The sequence below is a fragment of the Psychromonas sp. B3M02 genome, assembly GCF_003318165.1.
Taxonomy (GTDB): domain Bacteria; phylum Pseudomonadota; class Gammaproteobacteria; order Enterobacterales; family Psychromonadaceae; genus Psychromonas.
This window is the reverse complement of record NZ_QOCB01000079.1, coordinates 1-16,434: the sequence shown is the minus strand read 5'-3', so window position 1 is coordinate 16,434 and position 16,434 is coordinate 1. Positions and strand designations below refer to the sequence as shown.

Below are 16,434 nucleotides of genomic sequence, written 5' to 3'. Positions count from 1 at the left end.
AAAAATGAAAGAGGCACTATTTCAACCATTACAATTAGGTAAATTACCCCTAAAAAACCGTATCGTTATGCCACCAATGACACGTTCTCGTTCAACACAACCGGGGAACGAAGCTAATGACATAATGGCAGAATACTATGCACAGCGTACAGGTGCTGGTTTAATCGTTGGTGAAGGTACACAGATTTCTACATTAGGCCAAGGTTATGCCTGGACGCCAGGTATCTATAGCAAAGCTCAAATTGCAGGCTGGAAGAAAGTGACCGATGCAGTACATAGCAAAGGTGGTGTGATGTTTGCTCAGCTGTGGCATGTTGGTCGTGTAACCCATACTGATAATACGCAAGGTGTACAACCTATTTCATCTTCTGCGTTAAAAGCAGAAAATGTAAAAGTGTTTGTAGATAACGGTATTGGTGAACCGGGTTTTGTTGATGTTGTTGAACCACGTGAAATGACTAAAGCGGATATTGAAGAGGTCATTGGGCAATACCGTCAAGCTGCATTAAATGCATTGGAAGCAGGGTTTGATGGTATTGAATTGCATGCTGCTAATGGCTATTTAATTAATCAATTCATTGATTCAAATGCTAATAATCGTACTGATGAATACGGGGGTAGCATTGAAAATAGATTACGTTTTCTAGGTGAAGTTGTTGAAGCCATGGCAGATGCGATTGGTGCCGACCGAGTTGGGGTACGCTTAGCACCTTTTACTTCGTTAAATGGGACTGTTGATGAAACACCAGTTGAAACTTATGTTGCTGCGGCAGCGTTATTAAATAAACTAAAAGTGGTGTATATCCATATCGCAGAAGTTGATTGGGATGATGCTCCGGATACGCCTACTGCTTTTAAACAAGGTATTCGTGATGCTTACCAAGGTGTGATTATTTATGCTGGGCGTTATGATGCGGATAAAGCTGAAAGGGCCATAAAGGAGGGTATCGCTGATATGATCGGGTTCGGGCGTCCCTTTGTAGCTAACCCTGATTTACCAAATCGAATCAAACAGGGGTACCCATTAGCGGTTCATAATCCTGATACACTATTTGGTGGTGCTGAAAAGGGATTAACAGATTACCCTGAATATAATGCTTAATATCAAATTAATGTAATGATAACTATCAAAATTTAACGCATAATACGGCCACACAAAGTGATTCAACTTTAAAGCAACCTTGCAGTTTTGTTAGGTTGCTTTTGTGTTTCTGATTACAGTCTTTGTGTTATTGCCAAGCATACTATTATGCCTCAACAAAATAGTATGCTTAATCAAGTTTATCATTATAAAAGAGTATCATTATGCGTGGAGAAATCCATTTAGTACTTGCCACCTTACTAGCCGGTATCGGTTGGATCGCCTCAAAATTAGTTATTACCGGTATCCCAGGCGACCTATTTATCGCCAGTCGGTTTTTCATTGCCAGTTTTATTCTATTACCTTTCTGTTATAAAAGTATTTTACGCTTAAATGCACGCCAAGTGTGGTCTGTATGTGGGGTTGGGTTGATGCTAACCCTGGGAATCCAAGTTTGGATCTATGCGGTCTCAATTACAAATAGTCTCTCAGAAGGTGCGTTTATCATGAGCTTAGCCATGATTATCGCGCCATTTACTGCTTGGATATTTTTTAGAGAAAGACCTAATAGGGCATTTTGGATAGCCTTACCCATTGCGATTATTGGTATGATGTTATTAACCTTAGCTAATGGTTGGCAAGTGGAAAGTAGCCAATGGTGCTTCTTATTATCATCGGCGCTATTTTCAGTGCATTTTATCTTTAATAAGCGTGTTACCAATACTGTTAAACCCTTAGTCTCTATCTATCTTCAATTACTGACAGTAGGCAGCGTCAGTTTTATCTATGTGTTGTTAACCCAAGAGATTGAATATGAGTTAAACAATACGGTGATTTTCTGGTTCATTGTTTCTACCTTAATTGCCACCTCGATTCGTTATCTTTTTCAAAGCGTTGGCCAATTCTCTGTAAAGATTGAAACCGCTGCTCTGATTATGATTTTAGAGCCGATTTGGACATTGTTATTGAGTATTAGCATGTTAGGTGAGGAGGTGAAACTGCAAAAGCTATTAGGTGCTGCGGTGATCTTCTTATCTTTATTTATTTATGTGAAGCTATCACGCAGATAGTGTTAGCGTTTAACATGCACCTCGAACTCGCTTATGAACGAGGTGCATAAAACGCTTAAGCTTTATCTTGCTTAGCGCTACGTGACCAGTAACCGGCTAATAGTGAGCCGCTGATGTTGTGCCAAACAGAGAAGATAGTGCCTGCGATGGCTGCAGTTGGTGCAAAGAACTTCATGGCTAATGCTGCTGCTAACCCTGAGTTTTGTAACCCTACTTCAAAGGCAATAGTACGGCATACCTTTTCTTCAAAACCTAGCTTTTTAGTAATAAAGTAACCAGCTAATAAACCAAATGAGTTATGCAAGATAACCGCGACCGCCACCATTGGTCCCACAGTAATTAAGTTATCAACATTCAGTGCCACCACGATTGCGATAATCACTACAATAGCCGCCATCGAGATAAGTGGCAAGATAGGTGAAATTAAGCTAATTTGCTTATGCAAGAAGGTATTAATCACTACGCCTAATAGAACAGGTACTAATACAATTTTCACTAAGCTAATGATCATACCTGTGACAGGAATATCAATTGCTTTACCGATTAATAACTCTATTAATAGCGGGGTTAAGATAACGCCTAGTAAGGTACTGATTGCTGTCATAGTAATTGATAACGCAACATCACCTTTGGCTAAAAAGCACATTACATTACTGCTTGTTCCGCCTGCAACAGCACCTACAAGTACTAAACCTACGGTTAAGTTAGTATCGAAGTTAAGTAAAGTCGCGATACCTAATGCCACTAAGGGCATGACAGTAAACTGCAATATCACGCCGACTGAAACGGCTTGGCCATTTTTACTTACTTTTGCAAAATCTTTAGCAGTTAATGTTAAGCCCATGGTTAACATAATTAGCGTCAATAAAGGCACTATATAGGCTTTTAATGCAATAAATAAGTCAGGTTGGAAAAAGGCTAACACTGACAGTGCAATCGCCCATATTGGAAATAAGTTAGTTATTGTTGCGAACATCATGATTCCGAGTTTATATTTTCAAAGGGCATGAGAATAAACATTTGATTTTGAATATGCAATAAACAGCTTGTTAATATGTGTCTTTGTTTCGCATAAATGCAGGAAATCGACTTAAGGGAGAATGAGAGTGGCGTAGATTGGGTAGGTTAGAAAGTTAAAAACTAAAGTATCTGCAGTTATTGAGCGCTAAAGCTAATATCACCGTAATAAGACTGTGCGTTTCCAGCACTATTGTCGGTATCTGTCATGATCGCAATAACATCAATATAACGATAAGCTTTTAGGTTTTTTTGCTCACTACCTTTGTCGCCAAATTGCTCGATAAGATCTTGGTAAACATTCCGTTTTTCTTGATACCATTGATTAATATTGGCTTGTTTTCCACGCACAGCAAGCATCTTCACTCGATCGCCTATAAAAGCGTTATTCCATACTGTCCCTTGCGCTTGGTTACTCGACCAAACGTAACTTAAGCATTTACTACTCCAGACAGCAAAGCCGCCATCGATCACCACGTACACTCTAGCGACATAATCATCGCCCGATTTTGTTTGTTCATTTAAACCCGGAAGTTTTGCTGTTGTGAGCCAATCCCATTGTATGTAGGGTGTTTTTAATAGATCCACTGGTTTTTTTAATATCAAGCCTGAAGCACTGTTGTTACTTTCAGCTTTTAATACCGTACGTTCACCATATTTTACTAGGTTATAGCTTGATTGCCCTGCAAAGGATTCTTCTTCCCAGTCTGCTAAACCAAGGGTGGCAAAGTCTGTGATTTGGGTGACTGCTTGTACTTGTAAGCTTATCAAAAAACAAAAAAGTAATGATGTTATACGCATGATATTTCTCTTTGAATAACAAGATGAACTTGCATCATAGCGTTACATAAGGTCATTGGGCAATCTAGATTAAATGGAATGAGGATCAATTGATTAATGCGCGATATTATATTGCTGGTGTTTACTGTCAAAAGTAATTGGATGATAAATTGATACGAGTGAACATGCCTCTTCATTTTCATTATCAAAACGAAGAGGCAACTTAATTTAAGACGTTAACATTGATTGATTTTTACGACTTAATTGGAAATAACTTAATCCCCACATGATAAATCCACCTAAGAATAGCAGGGCTGCTACGTAGCCCGTTTGATTCGGTTGTGCACCTTGTGCAATGGCCATTCCACCAACCCAAGGACCAATTGCATTGGCGATATTAAAGGCACATTGTACTAAAGCTCCAATCATCGCGTGACCATCTGGTGAAACATCCATGAGTAAGGTTTGAATTAATGTGGCTAATCCGATACTGCAGCCAATTAAGAAGATCACCGCATATAATTGCCAAATATTATGGCTTGCACCCACATACATAAGGGCAAAAATAATCGTAAAAACTAAGCTTAATCCGGTCGCTTTTATGGCAGACCCATCGGCCGCTTTACCTAAGAAATAGTTACCGATAGTGCAGCCAATGCCAAACATTACCATGGCAATAGAAATGGTATAAGCAGGACTATGTGTTACATCTAGGATGGTGTCTGCGATATAAGTATAGATACAGAATACACCGCCAAAGCCAACAATAACTATGCCTAGAATCGACCACACTAGTTTGTCTTTTAATACACTTAATTCATTAAGCAGATTAGATGGTTTACTGTTGTTTACATTAGGCACCACAAAATACACCAAGATAACCGCAATCAAAGATAAAAATGAGGCGCCTGCTAAACAGTATCGCCAACTTAGATTTTGACCCACTAAGGTAACTAACGGTACGCCCACGATAGTAGCAATGGTTAAGCCCATGAAAATCTTAGACATAAATGTAGCGCGTTTACCTTTGGGTGCGATTTCTGCTGCTAACAATATGGCTGCACCGAAATAGGCTCCGTGCGGTAAGCCACTTAAAAACCGAAATAAAATAAGTTGGTTTAAGGAGTTTGAAAGAGCACTTAACCCATTGCCGATAAACATTAACCCTAAGAAAATCAGCAAGGCTTTACGTTTTTTCATATTGGCAGTGCTTAACATCAGAATAGGAGCTCCTACAACAACGCCGATAGCATAAGCACTAATTGCATGACCTGACTGTGTAGGAGTGACATTAAACGTATCACTGATTAAAGGTAGCATCGGCATCATAGAGAATTCGGTTAAACCCAATATAAAGGTGCCGAGTGCAAGTACTATCATAATACCCACTCGGTTAATGGGCTGTGATGCGTGGCTTGTGGTCATAATTTTCCTTTCTGTTAGCAAGCATTGTGAGTGGATTAATCGACTCATTTAACACCTGCTAAACCTCATTGTTTTATAAAAGTAAATAGTAATTGGAAATGTGACCTTAGTCACCTTAATTTTTAAATGTGTGCTAGAGCGCAGACCACTTAAACTCGCTAGCTGTAAAACTGTTGGAAAAGTAGTCTAATTTTTATTAATCATCACATTTTTTATCTTAAATCAGTAGGGAACCTTTCGTTTTAATCTACACTTAAGGGGTAATTTTTATATTTATAAATGATCTTGGGTTTTACTTTTATCGTATTGTTCTGCCGCGATGGTTCATTTGAGTTTTTTCAAATGTTTATGATAAGTGTAGCCATGAGTTTTATTCACATAGGAGGTGATTAATATGCAGGTGCTGTTTATTTCATTAATGGTTCTGTTTTTATCGAGCAATCTATTTGCACAGGAGAGGGTATTAAAGCTTGGTGTTGTTCCTCAACAATCTGCTTCTAGTTTAGCTAAAGTTTGGTTGCCATTAACTCAGTCTATATCTGAAAAAACCGGTTATAAAATCCGTTTCTCTACCGCTCCCAATATTCCGGAGTTTGAAAGACGAGTCGCGGCCGGTGAGTATGATATTACCTACTTAAACCCTTATCATTATACAGTGTTTAGCCAGTCAAACGGTTTACGCGCCATTGCTCGTCAAAAGGACAAGCGTATTCATGGCATTATGGTGGTGCGGAAAGACAGTGATATTTCTAGTTTATCGATGCTATCAGGCGTTGAAATCGCTTTTCCTGCTCCAGCCGCCTTTGCTGCAACTATTTTACCACAAGCTCACCTCCGTCTAGAAGGTGTTTCATTTATGCCTCAGTACGTTTCATCCCATGATTCCGTTTACAGTGGTGTAGTAAAAGGGTTATTTCTTGCGGGTGGTGGGATTGACCGTACTTTATCAACTTTCCCTAAGGCGCAGTCAGAACAACTAAAAGTAGTATGGCGATCTAAAGGTTATACCCCACACGCTTTTGCTGTTTCTGCTAAATTAAGTGAGGAAGAGACCGAGCGCATCCAAGATGCATTACTGTCGTTGAATGATCAGCAAGAAGGCATGGAAATCTTGACCAGATTAGGTTTCAAAACAGGTCTGATGAAGAGTGAAGACAGTGATTGGGATGATGTTCGTTCCTTAAAAATTGACTTGCTTAAATAATTAGAGAAACGATTTATATGCTGAACTTTAAACTCTCTTTTAAAATGAAAACGATTTTCGGTATTGCTATTATCGAAACGCTTTTTCTTTTTGTTTTAGTCCTTAATAGTCGTTCTATTCTATATGAAACAATTGAGTTAGATATTCAAGATCAAGCGAATAATATTTCAACTTTATTAGCTACAGCCTCTATAGATGCAGTGGTGTCTCAAGATATCGCCACCCTAGATTCTATTTTGAATTCCACTATCGCTACTTCACAAATATTGTATATTCGGATCTTAGGGCTTGATGGTGTGTTAGCTGAGGTTGGCAGTCAGCATTTCTTAAATCAGCCCTTTAAAGAAGACAATTCGATTGTTGATAGTGAAAGTGACGGTACTTATGACGCTTATGCCAATATTATGATCGGTGGCTATCAGTTTGGTCGCGTAGAAATTGGCTTGTCTATCGAAGAGCAACATTCGATCATAAACCAAGCAACAAATCACCTATCTAGCATCGCATTTGTTGAAATGTTATTCGTTGCCTTATTTTCATTGTTACTAGGCCTGGCATTAACCAAACGATTAACTGTGTTGCAGGAAGCAACTTTAAAAGTATCACAGGGGGAAACAGGGTTACAGATTCCCATTGAAGGTAGTGATGAAGTGACGGATGCGGCGAAAGCATTTAATTTGATGTCTAAAAAAATAGGGCAGGTGACACAAAAGTTAAAATCAGATAACTCCCGTATGGATACGGTGATGAATACGGTGACAGATGGTATCTTTATGGTGAGCCTTGAAGGTGATATTCATTCTATGAATCGTTCTGCTTATCAATTATTCGGACTTGAAGAAAGCTTAATAGTGACACAAAGTATTTATGATTTGATTCCTGAGTTTAATTTGAATGAGGTCATAACTACACAAAACAAGCATATACAAGATGTAGAAGGATTGACCTTAAAAGGGAAACGTGTTGCACTGGAAATACATTGTAATCAGATGGAGTTCGATAATCAGCAATACATTGTCGGTGTTATTCGCGATAAGACTGAGATCAATCGGCTTCAATATGAGCTTCAGGCTGTGTTTAATCTGAGTCCGAATGGCTTTATGATATTAGCTAACGATTTAAATATCTCCTATGTTAATCCTGCTTTTTATTCGATGTTTTCTATCGCACCTGAACGTTGTGAATTAGGTGGAAATAATTGGGCTTGTTTCACTGATTTCATAGAAGACTCTATTGATGATGAACACCACCAAAATTTGTCAATATTGGAAGAGTTATTAACTGAAAATGTTTTATATTTAAAGTCTCCAATTGAAAAAGTGTTAACCATTTCCCGTCGAAAAATTGATATAGCAGATCCCGACTCCTCGGACATTCTTTTCTTTGTCGATATTACGCATTTAACCATTGTAGATAAAATGAAAAGTGAATTTTTATCTACAGCCGCCCATGAGTTACGCACTCCTTTAGCCAGTATTTGTGGTTTTTCTGAACTATTGTTATTACGAGAATATGACAAAAGTGCGGCGGCCGAAATGCATAAAATCATTCATCGTCAATCACTCAATTTGAAACATTTATTAGATGAGTTATTAGATTTATCTCGCATCGAGGCAAGAGCTGGTAAGGGCTTTGATATTTCTATACAGGATATTGAAACTGTTGTTAAACAGTCTTGTGAGGAAGTTGAGGGAGCCTTTAAAGGGCGTAAAGCGATGATTTATCCTGCTGTTGCATGGCCAACAACGCTTGCTTTTGATGTCGATAAAATACGTCGAGTATTAAAAAATTTGTTAAGTAATGCATTTAAGTATTCATCTAAAGATATCACCTTACTGACGGATGAAAAGGAAGAACAAGGTAAGGCATTTTTTGGCATCAGTATTATCGATAGAGGCATTGGTATGACACCGCAACAGTTGTCACGTTTGGGTGAGCGTTTTTATCGAGCTGATGATTCCGGTTCAACCCCTGGTAGTGGTTTAGGAGTTTCATTAGTCAATGAAATTGTGTCTATTCATGGTGGGAAGACTGAATATAGCAGTGAAAGTGGGCAGGGTATGACGGCAACGTTTTGGTTACCACTGACTGTTAATAAATTTATTAAGGAGTAAATAATGAATAAAAAAAGAGTACTTATCGTTGATGATCAAGGTGAATTACGAAAGCTAGTACGCATGACATTAGAGTTTGGCGGCTATGAACTTCATGAAGCGGGGTACGGTGAACGCGCATTGGAGCTAGCGACAGTTATTAAACCAGATTTGGTTATTTTAGATGTCATGATGCCTGGTGAGATTGATGGTTATCAAGTCTGTGAGCAACTAAAAAAGGGGACATTTGAGAAGGTGCCCTACGTGATTTTATTAACGGCTAAAGGTCAAGCTTCAGATTTACAAGAAGGTGATCGAGTCGGTGCAGATGATTATTTAATTAAACCTTTTAGCCCTTTACAACTAATTGATACTGTTAAATTAGCTTTGCAGTAATGGCGTGTTCACTTGATTATAGGAGGACTTATGTCTGTTAAAAATAGCATTGATACTAGTGTTGACTCATTAGTCAATAAACTGGATTTTACTTTCTCTTCGCTTGAGCCATATCAGCATGCCTTGAGTACTTTAAAAGCTGAAAATGCGGCATTACAATCACAGTTATTTCGCTATGCGGAGGACTTTCAAAAGCTCTTAAGTGATCGTGATTCAGTAGCAGAAAGTAAAAATGAGAAAAATGCTGCCTATCAACAATTAGAAAGGTTCAATCAAGACTTTATGACTCTATTAGCGGAGAAGGAGAAATCTTATCGTGCATTAGAATCATCACATTTGGATACCATCAGACGATTAGCCACTGCTGCCGAATTCAAAGATGATGATACAGGTGTCCATATTGTAAGAATGAGTCGTTTCTCTGCGATGATTGCTGATGCTTATGGTCAGGATAATGAGTATTGTAATTTACTTGAACAAGCCAGCCCAATGCATGATATCGGTAAGATCGGCGTACCTGATAGTATTCTTAAAAAATCAGGGCAGTTAACGCATGAAGAGTGGAAGGTTATGCGTAAGCACCCAGAATACGGTGCCAATATACTCAGTGGCTCCGACGTCCCCGTTTTAAAAATGGCAGAAGAGGTGGCGCTTGCACATCATGAAAAATATGATGGTTCCGGTTATCCTGCACAACTTAAAGGAGAAGAAATCCCATTAAGTGGGCGAATTGTTGCTTTAGCTGACTTTTTTGATGCTTTGACCATGGATAGATGTTACCGCCCAGCTTTTTCCGATCAAAAAGCATTAGCTATGGTCGAAGAAGGAAAAGGAACGCATTTTGATCCGGAAGTGGTTGATGCCTTTTTCTCTGTGAGCGATAAAATTATAGCTGAGCGTGAGAGAATTAATGCAGCGAATAATGCAAGTTGAATAGGGTATTGATGGCAATAATTTAAGGTTATATTGAACGAGTATTGATACCAAATAGATTCTAATCGTACTCATTTAATGACATTATTGGATGATTTTTTGTTTATTAATACGGTGTGGTCATGAGTGATTTCTTTAATCGACTCATGATAATGGATGTGGTTATTGCTGTGGTCATTGCTATGGTTATCGACCGATAATTTGATTCTGAAAGTGTATTGTTCTTTTCTTGAATACTTTATCGACCAGTAACATACCTATAGACATACTTAATGTAAATAATAGTATTGTTAAAGATCCTGTCCCTAAATTAGTGAGCGCTGGACCAGGGCATAATCCTGCTAACCCCCAACCTATACCAAATAACATTGCGCCTATTACAAGTTTACTATCAATATTTGTATTGGTTGAGAAGCTTATTTTATCGCCACTCAACGCAAGGTTTCGTTGTTTAATGAATATATGATAGCAAGGTGTAAAGACCAGTAAGGCTCCTAATATAACAAAGGCTAAGCTTGGATCCCATTGTCCCGTGACATCTAAAAAACCAATCACTTTAGTTGAATCAATCATATTGGATATTATCATTCCAGTGCCAAATAGTAGACCTGAAATGAATGCCGACAGTAATGTTAACATGGCTAATTCTCCCTATTAACGGAACAAGACTACAAGCATCGCGCTACCAATAAAGATACAGGTAGCTAAGATAGAGCGTTTTGATAAGCGGGCAATGCCTATAATGCCATGTCCACTTGTACAACCATTACCCAGTCGCGTCCCTATACCTACGAATAAACCGGCGATGATATATAAAGCGATAGATGGCGAAGTTAACGCAGAGGATGCATTAGGTGAAAAAATAAAGAAACTGAGCACCATGCCGCCAATAAAAAGTAGACGCCATAAAAAGTCTCTTTTGCGTGGTTGTAAAAGGCCGCTAAAAATACCACTAATACCGGCGACTTTGCCTGAGAATAGCAGTAAAATGACTGCTGAAGTTCCTAGCAATGCACCGCCTGCTAGCACAGACCAGGGGGTAAAATTGTCCATAACTGACCTCTATCTTTTGTTTTAGTATTAGATAGCAGCGAGTCATCAGTTAGTAGCTGTTATTCAGAGACTAATGTTGGACAAAAAGCTTGTTGCATAGCCTTAAGTATAATATTGACTCTGTCGTCAGCTAACGAATAAAACACTGCTTGCGCTTCTTTTCGAATGCTTACCAATTGATTTTTCCTTAACACGCTTAAATGTTGTGAAAAGGCTGATTGGCTTAATTTTGTATGTTCACGCAGTTCAGCTACGCCCATTTCGCCCTCAGAGAGCAAACATAAAACAACCATGCGGTCTTTGTGAGCCATTACCTTTAGTAATTCACTAGCTTCGACGGCATTTTCATGAATCATTGCTAATTTATCTTGCATATAATCTCCTTTTGATTACTAGGAGTATATTATATTAATCACACTCACTAAGTGATCTATTTACTCGCTAAAATCACTTATCTGCTTTGTTTATCCTATTTGGCATCGCGGCATGTTTACCTAGCCTCAATAAATCAAAACCTATTTCGTTCATGTAGGTAGTTGCTCACTTATCAATATTAGTATCATAACAGTCTAATTTAGCTTGATCTACATTAATAAATGCTAAATTAGATTTTTATTTATTAGGTTTATCTAATTTAAGGGGGTAGTATTTTATCTTAATTATGCATCGGTCGCCATTTTATGACCTAAATACTGTTTAGTTACAGCGTAAAATGGCATTTATCTTCGGAGGTTTTATGTCTAAAAAAATATTAATTGTAGGTGGCGTTGCTGGTGGAGCGTCGGCGGCAGCGAGAGCACGTCGTTTAGATGAGCAAGCAGAGATTATTATTCTAGAGCGTGGTGCTTATATTTCATTTGCTAATTGTGGGTTGCCGTACCACATTGGAGGAGAGATAAAATCAAGAGACGCACTTATTTTACAAACGCCAGAAAGCTTTAAAAGTCGTTTTAATGTTGATATCCGCGTTCAACATGAAGTGCTCTCTATTGATAAACAAGCTAAAACCATAACAATTAAAAATAGAGAGACTAATACTGAGTATGATGAATCTTATGATGCATTGATCTTAAGTCCAGGAGCTAGTCCATTTGTGCCTGATATTGCTGGCATAGATAACCATTTAACGCATCGCCTACGCACTTTGCCAGATATGGATGCAATCATGGCATCTATTGAAATCAATAAACCCAAACATGCCACAGTATGTGGTGGAGGTTTTATTGGTTTGGAAATGGTTGAAGCGCTTCGTCATTGCGGTATTCAAGTGACTTTGGTGGAATTCGCACCACAAGTGATGGGGCCCGTGGATATGGAAATGGCTAATATGCTGCATAATGAGTTAATTGCTCATGATGTCAACTTAGTACTAGGTAAAGCATTACAACAGGTCAAACCTTGTAACGCCAATGATTCCGATTTAACGTTAGTGTTAAATGATCAAACCGAGCTAAACACCAATTTATTAATTATGGCGGTTGGGGTAAAACCTGAAACATCACTAGCAATAACAGCCGATCTTGAAATCGGTTGTTTAGGCGGGATAAAAGTGGATGAATTTATGTGTACCAGTGATTCGTCTATTTATGCGGTTGGTGATGCCGTAGAAACACCTGAATATGTCACTGGTCATGCAATGCTTGCACCATTAGCAGGGCCTGCAAATCGCCAGGGGCGATTAGCGGCGAATGTTATATTTGGAGCAAAGGAAACTTACGCGAGAACACAAGCTACGGCTATTTGTAAAGTGTTTGATCTCGCTGTAGCAAGTACTGGCTTAAATGAAAAAACTTTACAGAAAAAACAGATTCCTTATCAGAAAATTTATGTGCATGCTGCAAATCATGCAGGGTATTACCCTGGCGCACATCCGGTATCCTTGAAGTTATTATTTTCACCTGAGAAGGGACAAATATTAGGTGCGCAAGCGGTCGGAAAAGAGGGCGTTGATAAACGTATTGATGTTATCTCTGTTGCACAACGTGCAGGTATGACGGTATTTGATTTACAAGATCTTGAGTTATGTTATGCGCCACCATTTGGTTCTGCACGAGACGTGGTGAATCAAGCTGGCTTGGTTGCTTCGAATGTAATTAAAGGTGAGGAAGTTGAGTTTCATAGTGATTTTTTAACGTCGTTATCCGATCAACATGTTTTAGTTGATGTACGCGGTGAAGGGGAAGTCGCTAACAGTGGTATGTTACCAAATGCGATTAATATTCCATTGGATCAATTACGTCAATCATTAACACAGTTACCTCAAGACAAGGAGATACTGGTGTATTGTCAAGTGGGGTTACGAGGTCATGTAGCCAGTCGTTTATTGACTAACTTAGGTTATAAGGTGAGAAACTTAAGTGGTGGTTATAAAACTTACTTATTAGCAAATCAGGTTAACTAATGATTACTTTGCAATAGAGATGTTGAAGCATTGAGTTAAGTGATTAACTCAATGCTTTTTTGTTTAATTATGGTTTTAACTTCTCTTTTGCGGCTTCAACTTTTGCAAAATCTAATCCCAACTCATCAGTTGCTTCTTTAATCAGCGCTGGGTTTTCCATAATAGTAGCCATTAATTGTTTTAATTGCTCTGGTGGAATACCTAATTGTTGGATTAGACCTAATGCCATCATTGGATTATCAGTCAGTGCTTCAAATAATGAGGCGATTTTCTGATCGCTAACATTATGTTCTTTTAGGATAGCTAAAATTGGATTCATAAAAGACCTTATCTTGTTGTTTGTTAAGTAATCGTAAATACACTTATTTACTGTGGTGGTTATCATATAACTTTCCATCGATTTCAGTACATAGGGATTTAACAAAAATCAATTAAAAATCTGACAAATAGAATGGTTTTGACTGGCTAAATTGAGATAAACATGGGTTAGGATATAAATTGTACGTTAAAACCACTAAACTATTTGATTTCATACTTTTTGTACTACCATCTTTATAGCTCACAATTCTTTATTTTATGCTTTTATTTTTATTTTTTATAATATAAATTCAAGGATAAATCTGTCATTCTTGTTTGATATCAATTGTTAGCAAAATTTATATATACATACTTACAAGTCAAAGTGAACTTGTCTTTATGTGGTTTACTAAAATAAAAATAATAATATTAATCATTTTAATTTAGGTGGGATATGTCTTCTTATGTAGCACGGCAGCCAATTGTAGACAGGGATAAGCAAACTGTCGCGTTTGAATTATTATACCGAGATGGTGAAGAGAACTCTTTTCCAGATGTGAGCGCGGATTACGCCACTAAAAGCATATTAGTGAACCAAATTTTAGTCCACCAAAAGCGTATCTTGGATGGTAAAACAGGCTTTGTAAACTTTGGTTACGATAGTTTATTAGATCGTTTACCATTTGATTTTTCTTATAAAAACTACGTTATCGAAATATTAGAGAATTGCCCACCTAGTGATGAACTTTTTCAAATTGTCGTTGAGCTTAAAGAGAAAGGTTACACAGTCGCATTAGATGACTTTGTGCCCAGTAAAGAGTGGCTGAAATTCTATCCCTACATCGATATTATTAAATTCGATATTACTACTTACCCCTTGGATAAGGCGGGCATATATCTAAAAAAATTAGCGGGTTTGGACATTAAATTCTTAGCTGAAAGAGTGGAAACCTATGAAGAGTTTAATCAGGCCAAGGAGTGTGGTTTTGAATTATTTCAGGGTTATTTTTTTAGTAAACCAGAAGTAGTTCAGAGTAAAATATTAGATTCTAGTGTGAGTGCTAAAATTCAATTGTCCGTTGCTGTTTCTCAAGAGGAGTTAGATTTTGTCCAAATAGAAAATATCATTGCCAGTAATCCAGGCCTCTCCTTTAAATTATTGAGTTTTGTGAATGAATATTCGATGCTAAAAGCACCGATAAAATCATTACAGCAAGCTTTGCTTTATCTTGGTGAAGATAGGGTACGTAAATTTATTACCTTTGCTGTGATTAAAACGCTTAACTCTGATAAACCCTCTATTCTCAGTAATATGTCTTTACAGCGAGCTAAATTCTTTGAGTTATTATTATGCGCAATAGGATTAGAAGATAAAAAAGAGTTAGGTTATTTGTGCGGCATGTTATCTATTATTGATGCATTATTAGATGCTGACATGGCGGCTATTTTAACACCCTTAAATATTAACCAAGAGATAAAAGATGCATTATTAGGTAAGCAGGGGGACTTAAATAACCTGATTAAACTCGCTGCTGCCGTTGAAGTCTCTGATTGGAAAAAAGTCGATGAGCTAACGAGTGCAATGGGCATCACCGAGGAAGAAGTGATTAATGCTTCTGTCCAATCCACCTTATGGGCAGATGAAATTTCTGCCTGATCTTTACTCCTGTTTAGTGCGTTTTTCAACCTGATTCATCAAATCTCTGTTAACTGATTGATTAAATGTTCATGTTTGATATTGTTGTTGGGCTTTACTTGAAGCACTGTAGTCAACTATCCACCGTAAATATGGAATGATTGTACTTAACATGATGTTAAGACGATGGTATTTGTAGGTTTTTTAATTTAACTAAAATTAATGGAGATTTTCATGAAAGTGCTATCAGGACTTGCATTCTTCCTCACTTTTTTATCACCAAATGTATGGGCGCAATGGGATCTATCCAATGACAGCTCCAGGTTGAATTTTGTGACAGTAAAAAGCTTGAAAATAGGCGAAGTTCATCGCTTTGAACATTTAACCGGTTCAATTAGTGATACTGGTCAAGTGACTTTAAATATCGATTTAAATAGTGTTGAAACCAATATTGGTATTCGTAATGAGCGAATCAAAAAGCAGTTGTTTGAAACCGATAATTTTTTGCAAGCAACGGCCAGTGGATTTATCAATGTAAATAAGGTCGCGAGACTTGAAGTTGGCGATACTTACACGGAATCCGTCCAGCTCACATTATCTTTCCATGGTATTGCTCATAAAGTGACTAATGATGTGCAGGTAACTAAATTAAAAGATGATAAATTATCAGTCACTTCATTAATGCCATTGGTGATTAATGCCAGTAATTATGGGCTAACTGAAGGTGTTGAAAAATTAAGAGCACTGGCTGGATTACCCTCCATAAGTGATGCAGTACCTGTCACGTTTAGCTTGATCTTCAACCCTTGAAAAGATCACTTGTCTATTACATCCATTACTTGGAACTATTAATCTAAGCAAATGGATGTAATGATAGTTGGGTAATACCAATCATAGTAAGTAACTGATCTATTTTACTTGTTAAAACAACTTATTTTTTCGTTGTAAGTTTCGTATAGGGAACAACCATTTACATCAACTTACGCCTCAAACTAAGCCATTTTTCCGGCGCAAAATTTAGATCAGTTATTTAATACAATTGGTATAA

General features: G+C 37.7%; 16 protein-coding genes. 9 read left to right on the top strand and 7 right to left on the bottom strand.

Annotation, left to right across the window (positions count from 1 at the left end; translation table 11 throughout):
* Positions 1 to 4: 4 nt before the first annotated feature.
* Together DS885_RS08705 and DS885_RS08700 are read left to right on the top strand one after the other, a co-directional pair.
* Entirely contained in the window at positions 5 to 1,102 is a 1,098-nt protein-coding gene (locus DS885_RS08705) for an alkene reductase (protein WP_113819046.1), read from the top strand.
* Between the two features lie 203 nt (positions 1,103 to 1,305).
* Entirely contained in the window at positions 1,306 to 2,151 is an 846-nt protein-coding gene (locus tag DS885_RS08700) for a DMT family transporter (RefSeq protein WP_113819045.1), read from the top strand.
* Between the two features lie 55 nt (positions 2,152 to 2,206).
* On the opposite strand, the gene DS885_RS08695 is transcribed toward DS885_RS08700, so the two are convergent.
* The 3 genes from DS885_RS08695 to DS885_RS08685 all read right to left on the bottom strand — a co-directional run bounded on the left by DS885_RS08695 (position 2,207) and on the right by DS885_RS08685 (position 5,373).
* Positions 2,207 to 3,127 (bottom strand): bile acid:sodium symporter family protein, encoded by a 921-nt coding sequence (locus tag DS885_RS08695; RefSeq protein WP_113819044.1) that lies wholly within the window; start codon positions 3,125 to 3,127, stop codon positions 2,207 to 2,209.
* A gap of 179 nt (positions 3,128 to 3,306) precedes the next feature.
* Positions 3,307 to 3,969 carry a DUF3047 domain-containing protein gene (locus DS885_RS08690; protein ID WP_113819043.1) on the bottom strand — a complete coding sequence of 221 codons (663 nt, stop codon included), beginning with the start codon at positions 3,967 to 3,969 and terminating at the stop codon, positions 3,307 to 3,309.
* A gap of 207 nt (positions 3,970 to 4,176) precedes the next feature.
* Entirely contained in the window at positions 4,177 to 5,373 is a 1,197-nt protein-coding gene (locus tag DS885_RS08685) for an MFS transporter (RefSeq protein WP_113819042.1), read from the bottom strand.
* A gap of 394 nt (positions 5,374 to 5,767) precedes the next feature.
* Between DS885_RS08685 and DS885_RS08680 the strand changes: the two genes are divergently transcribed.
* From DS885_RS08680 to DS885_RS08665, 4 genes are read left to right on the top strand one after another with little or no spacing between them, the layout of a single operon-like run.
* Positions 5,768 to 6,577: a phosphate/phosphite/phosphonate ABC transporter substrate-binding protein gene (locus DS885_RS08680; protein ID WP_113819041.1), complete on the top strand. Its 810-nt coding sequence runs from the start codon at positions 5,768 to 5,770 to the stop codon at positions 6,575 to 6,577.
* 17 nt (positions 6,578 to 6,594) lie between these two features.
* Positions 6,595 to 8,691, top strand: coding sequence for an ATP-binding protein (locus DS885_RS08675; RefSeq protein ID WP_113819040.1), 2,097 nt, complete (start codon positions 6,595 to 6,597; stop codon positions 8,689 to 8,691).
* A 3-nt stretch (positions 8,692 to 8,694) separates the two neighbouring features.
* On the top strand, positions 8,695 to 9,066 hold the full coding sequence (locus tag DS885_RS08670; RefSeq protein ID WP_113819039.1) for a response regulator transcription factor: 372 nt from the start codon (positions 8,695 to 8,697) through the stop codon (positions 9,064 to 9,066).
* Between the two features lie 30 nt (positions 9,067 to 9,096).
* Positions 9,097 to 9,999 (top strand): HD-GYP domain-containing protein, encoded by a 903-nt coding sequence (locus DS885_RS08665; protein WP_220149680.1) that lies wholly within the window; start codon positions 9,097 to 9,099, stop codon positions 9,997 to 9,999.
* Between the two features lie 186 nt (positions 10,000 to 10,185).
* On the opposite strand, the gene DS885_RS08660 is transcribed toward DS885_RS08665, so the two are convergent.
* From DS885_RS08660 to DS885_RS08650, 3 genes are read right to left on the bottom strand one after another with little or no spacing between them, the layout of a single operon-like run.
* The gene (locus DS885_RS08660) at positions 10,186 to 10,638 is read right to left on the bottom strand and encodes a DUF6691 family protein (RefSeq protein ID WP_113819038.1); all 453 of its coding nucleotides are present in this window, start codon (positions 10,636 to 10,638) and stop codon (positions 10,186 to 10,188) included.
* A 15-nt stretch (positions 10,639 to 10,653) separates the two neighbouring features.
* Entirely contained in the window at positions 10,654 to 11,052 is a 399-nt protein-coding gene (locus DS885_RS08655; protein ID WP_113819037.1) for a YeeE/YedE family protein, read from the bottom strand.
* A 59-nt stretch (positions 11,053 to 11,111) separates the two neighbouring features.
* A complete protein-coding gene (locus tag DS885_RS08650) occupies positions 11,112 to 11,426 on the bottom strand; it encodes an ArsR/SmtB family transcription factor (RefSeq protein WP_113819036.1) in 315 nt (104 codons plus the stop codon).
* A 362-nt stretch (positions 11,427 to 11,788) separates the two neighbouring features.
* On the opposite strand from DS885_RS08650, the gene DS885_RS08645 reads away from it, so the two are divergent.
* The gene (locus tag DS885_RS08645; protein ID WP_113819035.1) at positions 11,789 to 13,453 is read left to right on the top strand and encodes an FAD-dependent oxidoreductase; all 1,665 of its coding nucleotides are present in this window, start codon (positions 11,789 to 11,791) and stop codon (positions 13,451 to 13,453) included.
* A 67-nt stretch (positions 13,454 to 13,520) separates the two neighbouring features.
* On the opposite strand, the gene DS885_RS08640 is transcribed toward DS885_RS08645, so the two are convergent.
* A complete protein-coding gene (locus tag DS885_RS08640) occupies positions 13,521 to 13,772 on the bottom strand; it encodes a DUF2999 family protein (RefSeq protein ID WP_113819034.1) in 252 nt (83 codons plus the stop codon).
* 432 nt (positions 13,773 to 14,204) lie between these two features.
* On the opposite strand from DS885_RS08640, the gene DS885_RS08635 reads away from it, so the two are divergent.
* Positions 14,205 to 15,407, top strand: a complete 1,203-nt coding sequence (locus tag DS885_RS08635) for an EAL and HDOD domain-containing protein (RefSeq protein ID WP_113819033.1) — start codon at positions 14,205 to 14,207, stop codon at positions 15,405 to 15,407.
* A 213-nt stretch (positions 15,408 to 15,620) separates the two neighbouring features.
* A complete protein-coding gene (locus DS885_RS08630) occupies positions 15,621 to 16,196 on the top strand; it encodes a YceI family protein (protein WP_181817736.1) in 576 nt (191 codons plus the stop codon).
* Positions 16,197 to 16,434: the final 238 nt, after the last annotated feature.